Raw genomic sequence first — 18813 nt, 5'->3', positions numbered from 1 at the left:
TTGCTCAATGTTGAATAAAGTTGGTTAATTTTACGTTATTGGTAGTAAAATTCCATACCAAGTTAACCTAATATTGAGCAAAGTGGCTACTCTAATGTAAATTACCTTTGTAACCGTGCTGTAATACCTTGATTTCCCTGTAAACCGCCTGTATGGATTAGTAACAAGCGATCGCCCTTCATCTGTCCATTACGTATCAAATCCATCACACCATAAAGCATTTTTGCGGTATATACGTAATCAAGAGGGACACCGTGAATTTCGGTAAATTCGTGACTAAATGATACAAGAGCATGATTTACCTTGGCATAACCCCCAAAGTGATAATCACAGACTAATTCCCAAGAACCAGGATTTTTAGATGGTGTAGGTAGTCCAGAAGCGAGGTATTGGGTAAGTAGTTTAGTGATATCATGTTTAAGGAACTCACCATTTTTTAACACAGGGAAACCAAGCGATCGCTGTTTTGGTTGTAGCGAAAGTATCAACCCAGCTAAAGTAGTAGCAGTCCCACAAGCTAAACAAATAGTATCAAAGTTTGCCATAACATCAGACAATATCTCTGTACATCCCCGCACACCATTCAGGTTACAACCCCCTTCAGGAATGATAAAAACTTCCCCAAAACGCTGGCGTAAGTCTGCGTATAATTCTGGTGTGTTTCGTTGACGGTAAGTTTCCCTATCAACATAGACTAACTGCATCCCTTGTGCCACAGCAAAACTTAAAGTGGGGTTTAACGGTAGCCTTTCTTCACCCCGAATTACACCAATAGTCCGAAAACCCAAAAGATTACCAGCCGCCGCCGTTGCATAGATGTGATTAGAATAAGCACCACCAAAAGTGAGAATTGTGGTGTAATTTTGTGCTTTAGCTGCTAACAAGTTATATTTCAACTTGAACCATTTATTACCATTTACCCAAGGGTGCATTAAATCAAGACGCAATACAGATACTTCCACCCCAGCATTACGAAAAATCTCGCTGTTGATTTGCTGCGTGGGAGGTGGAATAAAATCGAGTATTGGGTTTGATACTCCAGTTAAATAGCCTAATTCCATCACTATCTTAAGTTCATAAACCCTGAAAATATTTTTTACGAAACTTGCTATTTACTCTCTGTATCAACAGCTTAAATAAACGCCATCTACTCAAACTGGGAATGTTACTCTGATAATTTTTTTTATGGTCAAAGAATTGATTTACTTCTGCAATAATTATTTGCAGACGCTTAATAATATTTTCCTGTCGATACTCACTAAAAAAATATTCAGATACAGTAGGTGATATAGGAGAATTGATCACCTTTAAAATCCTGTCAACATCGTACTCTGTTGAATATCCAGCAATCTTATAGCAATTAAATCCAGGATCTAAATAATCTGAAAGTCCACCATTGATACTAGAAAAAACCTGACAACCACAAGCCATAGCTTCCATTGGTTGTAGCCCAAAACCTTCACTTACATTCTGTTGCGCCCAATATTCAGCCGAGTCATAAAGATAAACCTTGGCTCGATTAAATAATCCAGGTAAATCTTCTACATAAGAATTAACTACCTCAACTTTACATTTTTGTTGCAAAGTGGGAATTAGTTGTTTTAGCAAATATTCAGAAGATTTTCGCGCCTGCACCAGTACGTCAATATCTCGTTCTAAATATAAATTTTTAAATTCATCACTAATTTCATTAGGCAAATAATAAATTATAGAATTGGGTGCTTTTTGTCCCCAATAACCCATTGTATTACGGCTAACAGTGATTATAGGAATACTTGCAGGTAAACTAAACTTATAACCAGCACTGTGGGCATGATAAACAACATTATATGACTGGAGTTTTTTCGCTAATTTAGCTATATCAAATCCCCAGCTAATGACAAAAATTACATCATCTAAACTAGAATCTTGCAACAGATCATCTAAAAATAACTTATCTGTTTCCCGTTGCCGATAAGTCACCACCTCAGCACTACAAACCCGTTGAGCAAGTTTAACAGCTTTCAACTCTGCCCACAAACCACCACAAGCAAATTTACCAGTAGTGCCTGGAACTAAAAAGTAAAGTTTTCGCATTACCAATTACGAATTACGAATTACGAATTACGAATTACGAATTACGAATTACGAATTACAAATTATTTTCCTGCCAGTTTACCTTGATAAAATGCGCCTGACGACCCCAAACATCACGAGAAACAGTAATATTTTCTACCACCAAGTTAAAGGGAATAGCAGTGGTAATATATCGTTGAGCAATTAAACCTAAATCTGGTGCAAGTTCTGAGGCTGTAGTAGCTGCCAATCCCAAACCAATCAATTGCTCAACAGGCCGCAGTGGTAAAATCAGATTTACACCTACAGCTAGGCCAGCAGTTAATAACATAGCTACTGATAAATTTGTACCACAACGAGGATGTAGAGCCAAATCCCATTCGCCATGAGTAAGGCGGTGTAGAGCCACAGTAACGGCGCGCCGCAAATCACTGATATTTACTTCTCCATAGAGATAAAACCCCTGATCTGTAGACAAGCCACCTAATAATTCGTCATCAATTTGAATTTTACTTGGTCTTGCTGTAGGGGACAGAGTGTTTTTCACTTCACTTAACATCCAAACAGTAGCGTGTTCCAAAGCGTGAACTTGGCGCACCATTAAAATCTCTTTTAAACCAGGTATAAAAGACAACTGGTTAAGTAAGTCAGTATCTTGTGTTGGTTGAGGTGCTATAAAATCAAAACTCAAAAAATCAAAGGGAGATGAGTTATCAATAAAATCAGCAGAAGTATTCATAGAAACATCGCTTCCCAAGTTATGGAGCAAAATAGATTTCTTACCAATGTAGCGTCTGAGGCAGAGAATTGTTGCTAATTTTTGTTGTTAGCTGATTATGGACTAGCAAATTATATCCTGTGATGTTGATTGATGTCTGTTGACATTTAACAGTTAACTCCTAAAACAAGTTCTCCCTTGTCTACCTTGTCTACCTTGTCTCCCTTGTCTCCCTTGTCTCCCCACACTCCCCACACTCCCCACACTCCCCACACCCCATATTGACATACAGCAAAATTACCCGTTGGCACAGTTTTGTAAGGAACTGTACCAACGGGGGAAAATAGCAACCCAAAATAACTAAACAGAGAAGTTTTACGTTCTGCTGGATTTTGACCTTTGTGAGACTTGCGCTAGAGATTCACAAAAAATGGGTGAGGAGAAAACAATGATCTAATGATCTGTCAAAATCAGCGATGCTGGATGCCAGACGAAATTCATTGCCATGCTAGATGCACTTGAAAGCGTCTACAAGTAGGTTATTCGTCTGGGTTAGGTAGAGGACAACAATTAACATCATTCAGGCAAACCTTACCCCACTGTAAAGCCCAGCGAACAAGAGCCACTCGGTTTTCAGTTCGGGTTTTGTCGAGAATGTTGCTGATATGGTTATCAACTGTGCGTTTGCTAATTTCCAGTTTTGCTGCAATTTCTTGGTTAGTTAAGCCAGCGGCCACTAAGTCGATAATTTGCAGTTCTCTGTCTGACAGACTAACAGGGGTCTGAGACTCGCCACCAGCCATGAGCTATTCTATCCTCCCTTGGTATATGTACTTAATCACTCTTTTTAATTCTAGAAGATTCTTTTGGCTGTCGGGATTGGAAGTGTTAACTGCAATACGATTAACAATATTTTTTTCCTTTTTGTAATGAATGATAATTGCGCTAATTTTACATCACTTATATTAAATGTCACTAGTTTTTAACTATGTACGCTTAATTACTCAGTTCGGAGAATACGTAGGGGCAGGGGGCAGGGGGCAGGGGGCAGGGGAGACAAGGGAGACAAGGGAGACAAGGGAGACAGGGGAGACAGGGGAGACAAGGGAGACAGGGGAGACAAGGGAGACAGGGGAGATTTTTACCCCAATGCCCAATGCCCATTTTGAATTTTGAATTTTGAATTTTGAATTTTGAATTTTGAATTTTGAATTGCCCCAAAGGGGTAGAGTGGGAGTATAAGCAAAATATCAACTCGCCAGATTTTTACGGCAAAACATGGGTAGTATTTGGGAAATAGATTTTTACTCGCGTCCGATTTTGGACGAAAATCAAAAAAAAGTTTGGGAAGTCTTGGTTTGTGAAAGCCCTTTAGATATCCGCACAAACTTAGATTCTTTATTCCGGTATGCAAAATATTGTCCTAGTACACAGGTGAACTCAGGTTGGTTACGGACAGCATTACAGGAGGCAATAGATAAAGCTGGGGAAGCACCTATCAAAATTCGCTTTTTCCGCCGCCAAATGAATAATATGATTATCAAAGCTTGCGAAGATTTGGGTGTTCCTGCCCTGTCTAGCCGTCGGACTTTGATACTGAACCAATGGCTGCAACAGCGTATGGATGAGGTTTATCCCCAAGAGCCTGGCTATCAAGGAGGAACAAATCCTTCAGTGCGTTTGGAAAATCCTTTACCTCAAAGATTACCTGATGCTTTAGAAGGGCAACAATGGGTATTTGTCTCCTTATCTGCTGGGGAGTTAGCTGAGATGCCAGAGTGGGAGATTGGTTTTGGTGAAGCCTTTCCTTTAGAGTTGGCACAATTATCACCAGAAACCCGCATTCCTGGCATCTTGATTTTTTCACCGAGAGCCTTACCCTTGGCTGGTTGGATGTCTGGTTTAGAGTTAGCATTTTTGAGGATTGATAGCAAGCAAGGCACGAGATTAGTTTTAGAAACTGGTACTACAGAAAGTTGGATTTTAGCCAATATCAAAAATCCCACCACCCTCGCGGAAGCCAAAGGTTTTGAAGCCGCCAAGCAACAAGCTAATGGAGTACATTTTCTAGGGGTGCAATCTGATCCTGAAGCGGAAGCTTTCGCTGGATTTTGGCTTTTACAAGAGATGAATGTGGTTTAATGCGGGCATGGGGAATTGGGCATTGGGCATTGGGCATTGGGGTAAAAATCTCCCTTGTCTCCCTTGTCCCCCTTGTCTCCCCTTGCCCCCTGCCCCCTGCCCCCTGCTCCCCTGCCCCCTGCCCCCCCCTGCCCCCCTGCCCCCTGCACCCTATTCCCTAATAAATGCTGAGAAACACCAATCATTTGGGATAATTATCTGCGTCCGTGTGCATTGCGAATTTGGCAAATGCTAATTTACGCGGATATATAGCTAATGATTTGGGATAATGATCTGCGTTGATGTGCGGTTCACGATCCAAAATCCACAATTCACCGAGGGTCATGGGTTCTGAAAATTTGTCACAGGATACACTAGCAGAACAACTGCTGGAGTTAGCTATCAAATCGGGAGCGGAAGCAGCTGAGGTATATCAGTCAAGATCGCTTTCTCGCCCGGTTTTTTTTGAGGCTAATCGGCTCAAACAGCTAGAAACTAGTCAATCTGAAGGCACAGCACTACGGCTATGGTGCAATGGTCGTCCAGGACTCACGGTAGCTTATGGTTCTGTGCAGCCACAATTGATGGTGGAAAGAGCGATCGCCCTCAGCCAACTTAACCCACCAGAAGTCTTAGAATTAGTTAGGGATTTTCAGCCCAATTATCCCGATTTGGGTACATCTGTACCTATGGATGTGTTGGTGAATTGGGGTAAGGAAGCGATCGCTATTATCCGTGATGTTTATCCAGATGTCGTCTGTAATAGTGATTGGGAATGTGATACTGAAAGCACAAGATTGGTTAATAGTCAAGGTTTAGATTGTTATTACACTGATACTACACTAAGCTGTTATCTGTCAGCCGAGTGGGTGCGGGGGGATGATTTTTTAAGTGTCGCTGATGGTCAAACCCAGCGTGATACTTTAGAGCCAGAGAAATTAGCCGAACAAATTTTACAAAGATTGATTTGGGCTAAACATAACGTTTCATCCCCTAATCGTCGTGTGCCGGTGTTGTTTACTGCTAAAGCAGCTGATATGCTCTGGGGAACAGCCCAAGCCGCTTTAAATGGTAAGCGGGTACTAGAATCAGCTTCCCCTTGGGCAGAACGGCTAGGGACACAAGTAATAGATCCTCATATCACCCTTTATCAAGACCCCCAAGCGGGGCCTTACAGTTGTCCTTTTGATGATGAGGGGACACCCACAAAGCCATTAGTATTTGTAGAGAAAGGTATATTACAGGAATATTATTGCGATCGCACCACTGGCAGCAAACTGGAAACAGGTACAACCGGGAATGGTTTCCGTCCGACTTTAGGCAGCTATCCCACCCCCGGTTTATTTAACTTCCTCATCCAACCCGGTCAGGCATCATTACAAGAGTTAATTCAACAAATGGATGATGGCTTAATTATCGATCAAATGCTAGGCAGTGGTGGCGGTATTTCCGGTGACTTTTCCATCAACATCGAATTAGGTTATCGTGTCCGTAAAGGTGAAGTTATCGGACGTATTAAAGATACGATGGTGGCAGGTAACATCTACGCCGCCCTCAAACAAGTAGAATTAGGTAATGATGCTGATTGGAACGGTTCTTGCTACACACCATCTTTGATTGTAGAAGGACTATCAACAACGGGGAGAAATAATTAATTCAAAATTCAAAATTCAAAATTCAAAATTAATTGATTTTTTGATCTTTAATGCCAATTAACAAATTATGAATTACGTTAGCTTACCACTTTGTGGAAGCAAGCTACGCGTAGCGTCTCGCTCCAGAAGCGAAACGAAGCCCATTACGAATTACGAATTACGAATTACGAATTACGAATTATTATGCACTTTCGTAGCTGGTTGCAGCCGAGAAAAGGTCTAGCGATCGCAGAAGCTTGTATTATCGGGGTAGTGGCGGCATTATCTGCCGTGTTTCTCAAAGTTGGTTCTGGTTCGCTGGGCGCATTGCGAGTACAAGTACCCCAGATTTTACCTGTGTGGTTAGCATTACCATTGGTAGGGATGAGTCTGGGGTTTTTTGCTGGCTGGTTGGTACAAAGGTTAGCACCAGAGGCCGCAGGTAGTGGTATTCCCCAAGTCAAGGCGACTTTGGCTAATGTGCCGATGAAATTATCATGGCGGGTGGCATTTGTCAAGCTTCTGAGTGCCATTATTGTCTTAGGTTCAGGGATGACTCTCGGTAGACAGGGGCCAACCGTGCAAGTAGGAGCAGCTTTGGCGGCGGGGATGAGCCGCTTAGTGCCTACTTCTCCTGACCATCGTCGGCAAATGATTGCGGCTGGTGCGGGGGCAGGGTTGGCGGCGGCGTTCAATGCTCCGATTGCTGGTGTATTATTTATTATTGAGGAATTATTACAAGATTTATCGGGACTGACTTTAGGAACTGCCATTATCGCGGCGTTTATTGGTGGGGTGGTGTCGCGGTTATTGGGTGGTGGCAGTTTTAATTTAAGTATTGAATTGATGAATTATTCAAGTGGATTTTACTTTACTGAAATCCCTTTTTTTTTGATGTTGGGTGTTTTGGCGGGGTTACTGGGAGCATTATTCAATCGAGGCTTGATTTTTAGTATCAAACTTTATCGACGACTGCATATTACTTTACCCTTGAGAATGGCTTTAGCCGGCTTAATTTCTGGGCTTGTTGTCTCTTTTTTGCCGGCTTATTTTCGAGATAATACGGGTTTACGAGAATATATTGTTACAGGTGATTTACAGCCTAGCATAGCAGCGATCGCGTTTGTATGTCAGTTTCTCCTCACCCTAGTAGCCTTTGGTTCGGGCGCACCTGGCGGGTTATTTGCACCTAGTTTAATTTTAGGTTCGGTCTTGGGGCATTTGGTAGGGGTATTTTCACAGCAGATTTTAGATCAAGGTGCGCCCATAACCTATGCTTTGGCTGGAATGGGAGGATTTTTTAGTGCAGTTTCTAAAGTGCCAATCACCGCTATTGTGATTGTATTTGAAATGACTACTGATTTTAATCTGGTGCTACCTTTAATGATTGTGGTAGTGACGGCTTATTTAGTAGCAGATAAAGTATTTCCGGGTTCATTGTACGAAAAGCTATTGCAACTCAATGGTATCACCTTGAGCAAAGAAGTTTCTGTAGAAGGGGTTTTAAGTGAGCTAACCGCCAAAGATGTGATGCAACAACGGGTAGAAACTCTAGATGCAGATATGACTTTAGAAGAAGCCACACAAGCCTTTTCTACTTCCCATCATCGGGGTTTCCCAGTGGTGGAAAATAACAAACTCGTAGGAATTGTTACCCAATCAGATTTAACAAAAATCCAAAATCGCCATGTAAAAAAGGATACCTCCCTGAGAAAGATTATGACCGCCAATCCCATGACGGTGACACCTGTACACAGCTTAAGTAATGTATTGTATCTACTAGATAGATATCAACTGAGTCGCTTACCAGTCGTAGAGGGGAAAAAACTGATTGGGATTATCACCCGTGCGGATATCATTCGCGCTGAAGCAGATCATCTCAATGGTAAAAACCTGATCCCAGGGCCACAACCAGAGCCTTCCTATGTAGTTTACCAAACGCGATCGCCCAGCATTGGCAGAGGTAGATTATTAGTCCCCGTCGCTAACCCCGAAACCGCAGGCATATTATTAGAAATGGCCGCCGCCATTGCCCGCGATCGCCACTATGAAATAGAATGTGTGCAAGTTATCTTAGTATCCCGCCACAGTCCCCCCTCGGAAACCTCTGTCAGAACTGCTAAAAGTCGTCGTCTCCTCAGACAAGCGGAAGTCTTAGCTAAAAAATGGCACATTCCCCTACATACCCAAATTCGCGTCGCCCATGACTCCGCCCAAGCTATCTTAGAAACCATCAACGAACATCACATAGACTTAATTCTCATGGGTTGGAAAGGTAACACCTCCACCCCCGGCCGAATTTTCGGTAATGTCGTAGATACGATCATCCGTCAAGCCACCTGTGATGTAGTATTAGTAAAACTAGGCGAGAGTCAACACGCCTTTAACCGTTGGCTAGTTCCGATGGCTGGAGGCCCTAACGCTAGGATAGCAATTAAATTATTACCAGCTTTAGTCACCTTGGGAGATCATCCCCAAATTTGTTTAACACGGGTGTTTAAACCATTTGAGTTCCAGCCAGATATGACGGTTATTGAACAAGCCATCCGCCAACTGATGCGCCGCCGCCAATTATCTAGTACAGTGATTGCTACTCCCGTGCAAGCTGATTCTGTAGCTGAGGGGGTAATTACCTTAGTGGAGAATGAAAGTTTTGATGTGGTAGTCTTAGGTGCTTCCCGTGAAGGCTTATTACAACAAGCAATTCAAGGTAACATCCCAGAAGCGATCGCCTCTAATGTTAATAGTACAGTTATATTAGTCAGAGGCGCGATTGAGTAATTCGTAATTCGTAATTCGTAATTCGTAATTCGTAAATTTTGAATTTTTCTGCCCCATTCCCCATTCCCCATGCCCAATGCCCAATGCCCAATGCCCAATGCCCAATGCCCCGTTCCCCGTTCCCTTTCACTGTTTAGGTGTAGCTTCACCAACTCTAATCAGTAGAGCGATCGCCACACTCACTGCTAAAATTAAAGTCGTACTCAACGCTGAACCAAATCCCCAATTTTGAGTAACTCCAATAAACTGCATATAAACTAACCGCGCTGCCGTCATACTAGAACTCCCACCCAGCAACTCAGGATCAATAAAATCTCCTAACCCTGTAATAAACACCAGCAAAGAACCAGCCATGATTCCTGGTAAAATTTGGGGGACTGTGACTTTCCAAAAAGCCTGGACGGGATTTGCCCCTAAATCTGCGGCTGCTTCTAGTAAACGCTTATCTAATTTTTCTAGGGAAGCATATAAAATTAACACCATGTAGGGTAATAAGCTGTAACTCATGCCAATTAATACAGATGGCACACTGTTGAGTAATTGTAAAGTGGGTAAGCCTAGATTACTCAGCAGAGTATTTAATAAACCCGTCGGACGTAAAATACTAATCCAAGCGTAGGAACGCAGTAGGGAAGAAGTCCACAAAGGTAAAACAAAACCCAACAATAATAAGTTTCGCCAACGTTGCGGCGCAATTTGAGCAATCCAATAAGCAACAGGAAAACCCAGAATTAAACAGACAATTGTCGTGCTACCTGCTAAAAATAGCGATCGCACAATTACTTTTAAGTATAGAGGATCAAAAATGCGAATATAGTTATCAAATCCACTTGGGTTGACTAGATCACCTGGTCGAATATCCGGGACTAAACTTAACTGAAAAATAATCAGCGTTGGTAGTACTAATAACAATAATAACCAAACACCAGCAGGTGCAAGTAATGTTAAAGGTTGCAGCCAATTAAATCCGTGGCGATTTAATTCTAGGTTTTCAAAATTACGAATTTTGGTAGACATATTTTAGGAATGGGGAATGGGGAATGGGGAATGGGGCATGGGGCATGGGTAGACAAGGTAGACAAGGTAGACAAGTTAGACAAGGTAGACAAGGTAGATTATATTTTTTATCCCCAATGATAATTAATATGAATTACGTAGCTTGCTACTCTGCGAGAACGCTACGCGTTCGCCAAAGGCGTTCTCGCAGAGTACCCGTAGGGTATTACGAATTACGAATTACGAATTACGAATTATTTTAACTGCTGGTTAATCGTGTCCAATATTGTTCATAAATTGCTTCAAATTGTCCTAAAGGACTGAGTCGTTCACATTTTTCTAAAATTGCTTTTGGCGGAAATAAATTAAGATTATTTTTGAGTTCATTTGGTAACAGTTCAAATCCTCCACTATTTGGGGTAGCAATTTTTAATCTTTTGCTAATTTTAGCTGCTATTTCTGGTTGTAAAATAAAGTTCATCCAAGCATAAGCACCATCTATATTTGGTGCTGATTTAGGAATTACCATTGTGTCTGTCCATAGTGATGAACCACTACGAGGAATTACATATTTTAACTTGGGGTTTTCCTTGCTGATTCTAATGGCATCGGCAGAATAACACATTGCTAAAACCAAATCACCTGCTAAAATTTGATTTTGCCAAGCATCAGTATCGAAAGATGCGATCGCTGGTTTTAATTCCTTTAATTTTTCATAAGCTTGTTTAATTTGATTCTCGTTTTGTGAGTTGTAGGAATAACCCAACATTCGCAATACTGCACCCATAACTTCCCGCACATCATTTAATAATGTCATGCGCTTATAAAGTAACTCTTTATTGTCCCAGAGATAACCCCAGTCTTCTGGTGCTTGTTTGAGGACTTCGGAGTTATATAATAAGCCTGTTGTTCCCCAATTAAAAGGAATACTATAACGGTTTTTTGGGTCGTAACTAGGATTTTGAAACTGAGGTAATAAATTATCTAAACCAATCAGGCGATCGTGGTTTAATTCTATTAATAAATTCTTGTCTACCATCTTCTGCACCATATAATCAGATGGATAAATCAAGCTATAACTACCACCACCTCCCGCTAATAATTTAGCTAACATCACCTCATTCGATTCATAGGTATCTACCAATACCTTCATTGCCGTTTGAGTTCTAAAAGTTTGTAATAATTCCTGATCAGCATATTGTGTCCAAGTATATAAATATAACTGGTCGGTGCGTCCAGAACTAGTAGAAGCGCGTACATCAGCTAATCTCCAGCCACAACTAGCTAAAGATAAAGTAGATAGTGCTGTTAATCCTTGTAAAAAATTGCGTCTTTTAGTCATTAGTTAAGAATCAATAGCTAAACAATCATCTTCTGCCCACCAAGCGTAAATAGGTGTATTGCGATCTGGTAAACTACCAAAGGTATTAGGTTGTAAAACATTAATAGTGATGCCGTTAATTAATTCCACAACATAATTAACGTGAGTACCTAAATACATCACATTAACTAGTCTGCCTTCAAAGCAATTGTGTACTAAAGTCGGCTGATATAACGACAGCTGGATTTTTTCTGGGCGGATACTGACGACTACAGTTTTGAGGAGTTCTGTTGGTGTATCTTCAGTGCGATTTACTACAAGAGTTAGTCCGGTTTTAGTAACAACTTGCACTAGTGAAGCTTCCACGGCTGTGATTTCGCCGCTAAATAAATTTGTATCCCCAATAAAATCTGCTACAAAAGATGTCTTAGGACGCTCGTAAATTTCGCTAGGAGTACCAATTTGCTCAATTTTGCCTTGATTCATCACCGCAATGCGATCGCTTAATGATAACGCTTCTTCTTGGTCGTGCGTCACCATAATGAATGTTAAACCGAGGTCTTTGTGTAAATTTGATAACTCCACCTGCATTTCCTTACGGAGTTTCAAATCTAACGCCCCCAAAGGCTCATCTAACAACACCACAGCCGGACGATTCACTAAAGCCCTAGCTAATGCTACCCTTTGCTGTTGACCGCCGGAAAGTTGATGCGGAAAACGCGATCGCAAACTTTCCATTTTCACCAACTTTAAAGCTTCGGTGACTCGACTTTCAATTTCACCTTTACCCAGTTTCTGTTTTTTCAACCGTAGTCCAAAGGCGATATTATTCCACACATTCAGATGATTAAATAAAGCATAGCTTTGAAATACTGTATTCACAGGGCGACGATAAGGAGGTATATCAGTCATTGACTGACCCTGAATCAATAACTTACCCGCATCCACCCGTTCAAACCCAGCAATCAGACGCAGTGTAGTAGTTTTACCACAACCAGAAGGCCCTAAAATACTAAAAAACTCTCCCTGTCTAATATCTAAATCTATCCCGTGTACTGCTGGTTCTTGGTTAAAAAATTTGAACACATTCCGCAGTTCAACATCAAGCGGTTGAAAAGCCACAATTCCTCTCTGATGCGGGGTTACAGTTTGAGCCATAATCTTTAGTAGAATGCCGCGATTTTACGTAATTTTGCCACTTAATGTAGCTGATTAAGCAGACAGAACATCTCTCTTGCGTTTATTGTATCCGCCGAAAACCTCTGTGCCAAAAATAATGTTCCCAATTGTTACACAGATGAATCAATTCAAAATTAACGAAGAACGGGGGCTGCCTGTGATGCGGGATTTAACAGTGACCAGTGACCAGTGACCAGTTATACCAATTCTCCAAAATAAACCTACACATAGATGGCAGGGGGCAGGGGAAGAATTATCTGTAGCCGGGATTTAGAGAATTGGTATTATCAGTTCTTTTATGGGTTGAAGTCCCCCACCAATTGGTGCAGTGCGTTGGTGGCGGGTTTAAACCTACGCCGATACGCCGTCAGGACTGATAACTGTTAAACCCCCAACCCTCTCCCGTTGGCGCAGCCTGTGTCTACGACACGCTCCGCGAACGGAGAAGCAAGCTACGCGTGTCCCGCAGGGAAGTAGAGAAGGGAGTTGAGCAAACCCTAATTAAGTTTTGAAATGATGGTAAGATTTTAGTTAAAACTGAATGATTTTGATGGCGATCGCCATCAAAAAAACGTAACTTTTTATACACAATTAGTTAAAATTTGATTTCTAAAAAAGAACAATCATCTGCAAATATTTGACTATTTGTATAATTTTTAATATCTTCTAAAATAAATTCTAACTTCATATTTAATGATTGATTATATAAAGTTAAGAAATTTATAAATCCTTCTAAATTCCACATAGTACCATTAGACTTTTCTATTTCATAAATTCCATCACTAAAAACATAAAGTGTACTAGCTGGTTGAATATTACATACTACATTGTGATATTCAGCTTCTGCAAAAGCTCCGATGGGTAGACTGGGGGTAGATAATCGTTCAATTTCTAAACCAGATTCAGGGGATGGAGAAAACAGTAAAGCTGGAGGATGTCCAGCACTAGCATAGGTTAATTGATAAGAACTGCGGTTAAAAACACCATACCAAATTGTAAAATATTGAGCATTATGTTTATCCATTTGAAATATTTCATTCAAATCTTGAAGCACTTCAGATGGTTGATGTAGTTTTGCTTTTGGCAGAGAATGCGATCGCAATAAATTATGCACAGAAATTGAAGGTAGAGCCGCAGCTAATCCATGTCCAGAAACATCTAGAAGATAGATAACTAAATGCTCATCATCTAGCCAATAATAATCAAAGCAATCACCACCAAGTTGACGACAGGGTAAAAACTTAGAATTAATATTAACAGTTCCTGACATTGGTTCAGGCAGAATAGATGTCACATAATCAGCAGCTTCTTTTAACTCTATTTCTAAAAGATGCTTTTGGACTTTTAAATCTTTAGCTAATCTCTGAAGTTCTCTATTGGCTTGATATAGTCTGAGTCCAGCGCGCACCCGTGCTTTTAATTCATTCATCTCAATAGGTTTACTCAAGAAATCATCTGCACCTGTATCTAAGCCTTCTACCCGGTCTTCTACAGATGTTCTTGAAGTGAGCAAGATAAAAAAGGTATTTGCTAGAAATGGTTGAGATTTAATTTCTCGGCACACTTCCAAGCCATCCATTTCATCCATTTGCCAATCACAAATAATGATCGCCGGATAATATTTATGAGCTTTTTCCAACCCTTGCATCCCAGTAGAAGCAAGAATCACTTCATATCCTTGTTCTTCTAGTGTACCTTTGAGAATTAGTTGGATAATGCGATCATCATCAATTACTAAAACTTTAACTTTGGAATCAGGTATTTTAGGCATATTATCATTGATTGCAATTGTCAATCAATTTTGGATTTTGGATTTTGCGGAAAGTTCTGTAGGCGGGTTTCCCGCCGTAGGAAACTTTTCAAGACGGATTTTAGATTGACCCCGACCACAAGGGCGCGGAGGTTAGAGATTTGAGATTGGTTAACATATTTTATTCGATAAAATAAAAATCAGAAATAAATTTGAAAGTAGCTAAAAATTCCTCCCACGGCAACCATGAGAACTGAAAGCCGAAAATATCCCCCATTATCTATTCTCTAGTCTTCCAAATATTTGGGGAGAGCGTTGATAACATTGTTATATTCGTTTTTCAGCTGATCAACCAGACTAGATAATTGCTCTAATGTTTGTTGATTTGCTGAATTTTCCAAAGTGGCACAGATTTCGCCCAAGGTAAGTGCGCCTAGACTAACACTAGGCGATCGCAAAGCATGAGCCGCTTTTTTGAGATTGTCTCGTTCTCCAGCCGCTAAAGCTTGCTCAATCGCCTGGATTTGAACTGGTGTATCTTGTATATAAATCTCGATCAGTTCAGCAATCAGGATATTAGCTTCACTACCGGTTATTTTCCGTAGATATTCTATAGTTTTGTGGTCAAGCACTGGCTTAGTGGTAATTGGGGATTGGGAATGGGGCATGGGGCATGGGGCATTGGGCATTGGAGAATCATGCTCCCCTGTCTCCCTTGTCTCCCCTATCCCCCTTGTCCCCCCTGCCTCCCCCGCACCCCTACACCCCTGCCCCCCTGCCTCCCCTTGCTCATCCAGCAATTTTTTCACAACTACTTCCAGTGCCTCAATACTAATGGGTTTACTGATATAGTCATCCATACCCGCCATTAAGCATCGCTGCTCATCCTCTGGGCGTGCATGGGCTGTCATGGCAATAATCCAAGGTTGCACTGTTGGGGAGAAGTCTGTGCGAATGCGGTGAGTTGTTTCCCACCCATCCATTTCTGGCATTTGGATGTCCATAAATACAACATCATAGAGTTGTCTTTGTAGGGCTTCTAATGCTTCACAGCCATTATTAGCTATATCTGCCCGATAGCCTAACTTTTGCAGCATTTTTAGGGCAATTCTTTGATTGACTAACACATCCTCAACTAGCAGAATTTTCAATGGTGAGCTTTGGGCTAGTTGGGTATCAATAGCCGGGCGATTGGTTGTGGGGAATCGGGAGTAAGAGGGGATGATAACTTTAGGATCTACTGTCTTCAACCAGCTACCGCGAATAATTTGCAAGAGGGTATTATGTAATTGATATTGCCGCACAGGTTTGTGTAGAAAGGCTGTAAACTCTGCTGCTATCTGCTTAACTTCTAAGGTTTGCTTGCCTTTGGAACTTAGCATGACTAAAGGTAGCTCTCGGTATTTTGGTATGGCTCGGATTTTCGCTGTCAGGTTGAGTTGATGAAAGTTTAGATCATCAATATCTAATATTGCTAGATCAAATGGTTTTTGTTCCCACAAATAATGTAAGGCAGTAGCATTAGATTCAACGGTGTGGACAGATAAGCCCAAGGTATGGAGTTGTAAAGTTAAGCATTTTCTCAGGTTGGTGTTACCTACTGCTAGTAGGATTCGCTTACCAACTAATTCTGAATCAATGCTGCAAGCGTTCTCAATATGAGAGGGTTGAACTGGCAAAATGCTGGTGAAATAGAAGGTAGAACCTTTGTTAAGTTCACTTTCCACCCACATTTTACCACCCATGATTTCGCACAGACGCTTACTGATAGCTAATCCTAACCCAGTACCGCCATAACGTCGGGTCATAGAAGCGTCTACTTGACTAAAGGGCTTGAACAGTCGATGTAAGCGATCGCCTGGAATGCCAATACCTGTATCCTGAACTGCAAATTTTAACTCGTATTTCTGCGGAACTAACTGGCGAGAGGCGATCGCTACGATTATTTCTCCTTCACTAGTAAATTTGACGGCATTACTGATTAAATTCCAGAGAATCTGACGCAAACGAGTAATATCACCAATCATTAAAGTTGGTGTGTCAGATTCTAGTTGATACATTAATTCAATGCCTTTGGAAGCGGCTTGAGGTGCTAATAAATCTAAAGCTTCTTCTACACAGGTTTGTAAGTCAAAGGGTTGTGCTTCTAACTCTAAATTGCCAGACTCAATTTTAGAAAAATCGAGAATATCATTGATTATTGTTAATAAAGCGTTGCCACTGTTACGGATAGTTTCTACACAATCAAGTTGCTCAGGGTTTAAAGTCGTATCTAAAAGTATTCCAGTCATGCCGATAATGGCATTCATGGGGGTACGAATTTCATGGCTCATGGTAGCGAGGAAGTTGCTTTTAGCCATGTTGGCATTTTCTGCCGTTTGCTTGGCAAGATTCAATTCTTCATTTTGTTGTGCTAAGAGTTCAGCTTGATGGCTGGCTTGAGATAGTAACTGGGCTTGGTTGAGAGCAATACCCATTTGATTTGCGAGGTGCTTGAGCAGATCCAATTCTTGATTAGTCCATTGCCTGGGGCGATCGCATTGATGTGCAATCAATAAACCCCATAAATCTTCTCTGATCAAAATGGGGACAACTAAGTTAGCTTTAACTTGAAATTGCTGTAAAAATTCCACATGACAAGCTTTAAATCCTGCTTGCTCTATATCGGGAATGACAGTTATTCTTCCACCACGATAAAAATCAAGATATCCATCCTTGAGACAAGGATCATTAATATCTTGATCTAAAGTTATTGACCATCCTGGCACTACAGCTTCCTGCACAACTTTACCAGAACCATCAGGGTTAATTTGGAAAATCAAGACGCGATCGGCCTGCAAAATCCTTTGGACTTCTTTTACTGCGGTTTTGAGGATTTTTTCTAGTTTTAAAGACTGACGAATTTCTTCGGTAATTTGTTTAAACAGTAAGGCTTGTTGATATTGCTGTTGGAGTTCGGCTTCAGCTTGTTTGCGCTCAGTAATATCTAAATGTGTTCCCGCCATTCGCACAGCTTTCCCTTGGGAATCACGACTGACTAATTTACCCCTGTCTAGAATCCACTTCCATTCACCAGATTTGGTTAGTAAGCGGATTTCGGCCTCATATACAGGAGTTTCACCTTTGAGATGGGCTTTTAACTTTTGTTGCATTTGGGGTAAATCCTTTGGATGGATTAACCCATTTGTTAATTTAATTTCTTTGTCTAGTTCATCTGGGCTGTAGCCTAGCATGGTAAACCAGCGTGGACTACGATAAACTTCTCCTGTGACTAAATTCCAATCCCAAATTCCCTCATCTACGGCTTCTAGGGCTAACTTTAATCTTTCTTCACTTAATTTCAGGGCATTTTCGGATTTTTTTCTGTCGGTAATATCCCGATATTTCCACAGATGACCATACAATTTTTGCTCAAGTAAGATGGGTATATAGTCCAGTTCTAAGGTGCGTCCATCTTGCATCTGCCATTCTTGATTAAGAGCTAATTTTCCCTGGCTAATCACCTCTTCTAAGTACCACATAAATTGCTCTGGTTGAGCAAACAGTTTTTGAGTGTCTTTAGCTAGTTGCTGACAATCCATACCCTGTAAAGCTTCTGGAGGGAAGGGGATGGCAAACTGATGACAAAATTCGTGATTCGCTAGAATAATATTTCTAGTGCTATCTTCTAGTAGAATACCAACTTGTAAACTTTCAATTAGCCTAGCTAAGAGTAATACTGTGGCGCGTAATTCTGTCTGTTGAGATTTGAGTTCGGTTGTAAGTTTTTGGGCATCTGCGAGGGCGGTATTCTGAGTCTGTAAAAGAAATAAATTATCGACAACAGAGTCATAGAAGGGAAAATCATTCAGGCTCAGGTCTAATTTTTTCAACTGAGCAATATCGCTAATGTTAGGAGAGCCAATAAATAAAAGATGATCAAATGCTTCTAGATATAACATCTGTCCTTTGAGGGACATTTCTTGATGCTGGGATTTTAGCAGGAACAGAGAGCGCGATCGCTGTATAATTGCTGCAAAGTTCACTGGACAGTTGGGGCGATTAATCTCAAAATGTTCTGCTAGGGAACTACCAACTAGCACCACAGGTTCAAGCATACGCTGAAGTAATCGGCCAACCTGCACAATTTTCATTTCCCGATCTATTACCAAATGAAAGGGAAATAATTCTGCAAATTGTTCAGGTGTAATATTGAAGTTTCTTAATTCATGATTTTGTGCAGTAGTCATAATATTAAAACTCAATTGTCAATTGTTTT

General features: G+C 41.0%; 16 protein-coding genes. 5 read left to right on the top strand and 11 right to left on the bottom strand.

Annotated elements, in window-relative coordinates; genetic code table 11:
- Positions 1 to 101: 101 nt before the first annotated feature.
- The 5 genes from ACPZ3T_RS28205 to pedR form a co-directional block, all read right to left on the bottom strand.
- A complete protein-coding gene (locus tag ACPZ3T_RS28205) occupies positions 102 to 1061 on the bottom strand; it encodes a 1-aminocyclopropane-1-carboxylate deaminase/D-cysteine desulfhydrase (RefSeq protein WP_490272730.1) in 960 nt (319 codons plus the stop codon).
- A 13-nt stretch (positions 1062 to 1074) separates the two neighbouring features.
- On the bottom strand, positions 1075 to 2076 hold the full coding sequence (locus ACPZ3T_RS28200) for a glycosyltransferase (RefSeq protein WP_490272729.1): 1002 nt from the start codon (positions 2074 to 2076) through the stop codon (positions 1075 to 1077).
- A 55-nt stretch (positions 2077 to 2131) separates the two neighbouring features.
- On the bottom strand, positions 2132 to 2794 hold the full coding sequence (locus ACPZ3T_RS28195) for a DUF6391 domain-containing protein (protein ID WP_490272728.1): 663 nt from the start codon (positions 2792 to 2794) through the stop codon (positions 2132 to 2134).
- A gap of 146 nt (positions 2795 to 2940) precedes the next feature.
- On the bottom strand, positions 2941 to 3123 hold the full coding sequence (locus ACPZ3T_RS28190) for a hypothetical protein (RefSeq protein ID WP_490272727.1): 183 nt from the start codon (positions 3121 to 3123) through the stop codon (positions 2941 to 2943).
- A 189-nt stretch (positions 3124 to 3312) separates the two neighbouring features.
- Positions 3313 to 3576 (bottom strand): photosynthetic electron transport-dependent transcriptional regulator PedR, encoded by a 264-nt coding sequence (gene pedR / locus ACPZ3T_RS28185; protein ID WP_490272726.1) that lies wholly within the window; start codon positions 3574 to 3576, stop codon positions 3313 to 3315.
- 166 nt (positions 3577 to 3742) lie between these two features.
- On the opposite strand from pedR, the gene ACPZ3T_RS28180 reads away from it, so the two are divergent.
- Both ACPZ3T_RS28180 and ACPZ3T_RS28175 read left to right on the top strand, forming a co-directional pair.
- A complete protein-coding gene (locus tag ACPZ3T_RS28180; RefSeq protein WP_490272725.1) occupies positions 3743 to 3949 on the top strand; it encodes a hypothetical protein in 207 nt (68 codons plus the stop codon).
- 102 nt (positions 3950 to 4051) lie between these two features.
- Positions 4052 to 4915: a Tab2/Atab2 family RNA-binding protein gene (locus tag ACPZ3T_RS28175; protein ID WP_490272724.1), complete on the top strand. Its 864-nt coding sequence runs from the start codon at positions 4052 to 4054 to the stop codon at positions 4913 to 4915.
- On the opposite strand, the gene ACPZ3T_RS28170 is transcribed toward ACPZ3T_RS28175, so the two are convergent.
- Positions 4912 to 5100 (bottom strand): hypothetical protein, encoded by a 189-nt coding sequence (locus ACPZ3T_RS28170; RefSeq protein WP_490272723.1) that lies wholly within the window; start codon positions 5098 to 5100, stop codon positions 4912 to 4914. The genes ACPZ3T_RS28175 and ACPZ3T_RS28170 overlap by 4 nt on opposite strands.
- A gap of 138 nt (positions 5101 to 5238) precedes the next feature.
- Between ACPZ3T_RS28170 and ACPZ3T_RS28165 the strand changes: the two genes are divergently transcribed.
- Both ACPZ3T_RS28165 and ACPZ3T_RS28160 read left to right on the top strand, forming a co-directional pair.
- On the top strand, positions 5239 to 6549 hold the full coding sequence (locus tag ACPZ3T_RS28165; RefSeq protein WP_490272722.1) for a TldD/PmbA family protein: 1311 nt from the start codon (positions 5239 to 5241) through the stop codon (positions 6547 to 6549).
- Positions 6550 to 6732: 183 nt separating this feature from the next.
- Complete coding sequence (locus tag ACPZ3T_RS28160) at positions 6733 to 9309, top strand: chloride channel protein (RefSeq protein ID WP_490277397.1); 2577 nt, start codon at positions 6733 to 6735, stop codon at positions 9307 to 9309.
- Positions 9310 to 9435: 126 nt separating this feature from the next.
- Here the strand turns inward: ACPZ3T_RS28160 and ACPZ3T_RS28155 are convergent, their stop codons facing one another.
- Complete coding sequence (locus ACPZ3T_RS28155) at positions 9436 to 10326, bottom strand: ABC transporter permease (protein ID WP_490272721.1); 891 nt, start codon at positions 10324 to 10326, stop codon at positions 9436 to 9438.
- Positions 10327 to 10349: 23 nt separating this feature from the next.
- On the opposite strand from ACPZ3T_RS28155, the gene ACPZ3T_RS28150 reads away from it, so the two are divergent.
- Positions 10350 to 10568: a hypothetical protein gene (locus ACPZ3T_RS28150; RefSeq protein ID WP_490272720.1), complete on the top strand. Its 219-nt coding sequence runs from the start codon at positions 10350 to 10352 to the stop codon at positions 10566 to 10568.
- On the opposite strand, the gene ACPZ3T_RS28145 is transcribed toward ACPZ3T_RS28150, so the two are convergent.
- The 4 genes from ACPZ3T_RS28145 to ACPZ3T_RS28130 all read right to left on the bottom strand — a co-directional run bounded on the left by ACPZ3T_RS28145 (position 10565) and on the right by ACPZ3T_RS28130 (position 18784).
- Positions 10565 to 11647: a polyamine ABC transporter substrate-binding protein gene (locus tag ACPZ3T_RS28145; protein WP_490272719.1), complete on the bottom strand. Its 1083-nt coding sequence runs from the start codon at positions 11645 to 11647 to the stop codon at positions 10565 to 10567. The genes ACPZ3T_RS28150 and ACPZ3T_RS28145 overlap by 4 nt on opposite strands.
- Positions 11648 to 11650: 3 nt before the next feature.
- On the bottom strand, positions 11651 to 12784 hold the full coding sequence (locus ACPZ3T_RS28140; RefSeq protein ID WP_490272718.1) for an ABC transporter ATP-binding protein: 1134 nt from the start codon (positions 12782 to 12784) through the stop codon (positions 11651 to 11653).
- A 616-nt stretch (positions 12785 to 13400) separates the two neighbouring features.
- Entirely contained in the window at positions 13401 to 14576 is a 1176-nt protein-coding gene (locus ACPZ3T_RS28135) for a SpoIIE family protein phosphatase (protein ID WP_490272717.1), read from the bottom strand.
- Between the two features lie 266 nt (positions 14577 to 14842).
- On the bottom strand, positions 14843 to 18784 hold the full coding sequence (locus ACPZ3T_RS28130; RefSeq protein WP_490272716.1) for a response regulator: 3942 nt from the start codon (positions 18782 to 18784) through the stop codon (positions 14843 to 14845).
- Positions 18785 to 18813: the final 29 nt, after the last annotated feature.

The organism is Aliinostoc maniaoense (assembly GCF_058172895.1).
Note: the sequence above shows the minus strand (reverse complement) of the source record. Positions and strands in the feature narration are given on the sequence as shown.

Bases quoted from the DNA above. Each gene is read 5' to 3' on its own strand.
- ACPZ3T_RS28205 (WP_490272730.1), bottom strand. From the start codon at position 1,061: ATGGAATTAGGCTATTTAACTGGAGTATCAAACCCAATACTCGATTTT.
- ACPZ3T_RS28200 (WP_490272729.1), bottom strand. From the start codon at position 2,076: ATGCGAAAACTTTACTTTTTAGTTCCAGGCACTACTGGTAAATTTGCT.
- ACPZ3T_RS28195 (WP_490272728.1), bottom strand. From the start codon at position 2,794: ATGAATACTTCTGCTGATTTTATTGATAACTCATCTCCCTTTGATTTT.
- pedR (WP_490272726.1), bottom strand. From the start codon at position 3,576: ATGGCTGGTGGCGAGTCTCAGACCCCTGTTAGTCTGTCAGACAGAGAA.
- ACPZ3T_RS28180 (WP_490272725.1), top strand. From the start codon at position 3,743: ATGTCACTAGTTTTTAACTATGTACGCTTAATTACTCAGTTCGGAGAA.
- ACPZ3T_RS28175 (WP_490272724.1), top strand. From the start codon at position 4,052: ATGGGTAGTATTTGGGAAATAGATTTTTACTCGCGTCCGATTTTGGAC.
- ACPZ3T_RS28170 (WP_490272723.1), bottom strand. From the start codon at position 5,100: ATGATTGGTGTTTCTCAGCATTTATTAGGGAATAGGGTGCAGGGGGCA.
- ACPZ3T_RS28165 (WP_490272722.1), top strand. From the start codon at position 5,239: ATGGGTTCTGAAAATTTGTCACAGGATACACTAGCAGAACAACTGCTG.
- ACPZ3T_RS28160 (WP_490277397.1), top strand. From the start codon at position 6,733: ATGCACTTTCGTAGCTGGTTGCAGCCGAGAAAAGGTCTAGCGATCGCA.
- ACPZ3T_RS28155 (WP_490272721.1), bottom strand. From the start codon at position 10,326: ATGTCTACCAAAATTCGTAATTTTGAAAACCTAGAATTAAATCGCCAC.
- ACPZ3T_RS28150 (WP_490272720.1), top strand. From the start codon at position 10,350: ATGGGGAATGGGGCATGGGGCATGGGTAGACAAGGTAGACAAGGTAGA.
- ACPZ3T_RS28145 (WP_490272719.1), bottom strand. From the start codon at position 11,647: ATGACTAAAAGACGCAATTTTTTACAAGGATTAACAGCACTATCTACT.
- ACPZ3T_RS28140 (WP_490272718.1), bottom strand. From the start codon at position 12,784: ATGGCTCAAACTGTAACCCCGCATCAGAGAGGAATTGTGGCTTTTCAA.
- ACPZ3T_RS28135 (WP_490272717.1), bottom strand. From the start codon at position 14,576: ATGCCTAAAATACCTGATTCCAAAGTTAAAGTTTTAGTAATTGATGAT.
- ACPZ3T_RS28130 (WP_490272716.1), bottom strand. From the start codon at position 18,784: ATGACTACTGCACAAAATCATGAATTAAGAAACTTCAATATTACACCT.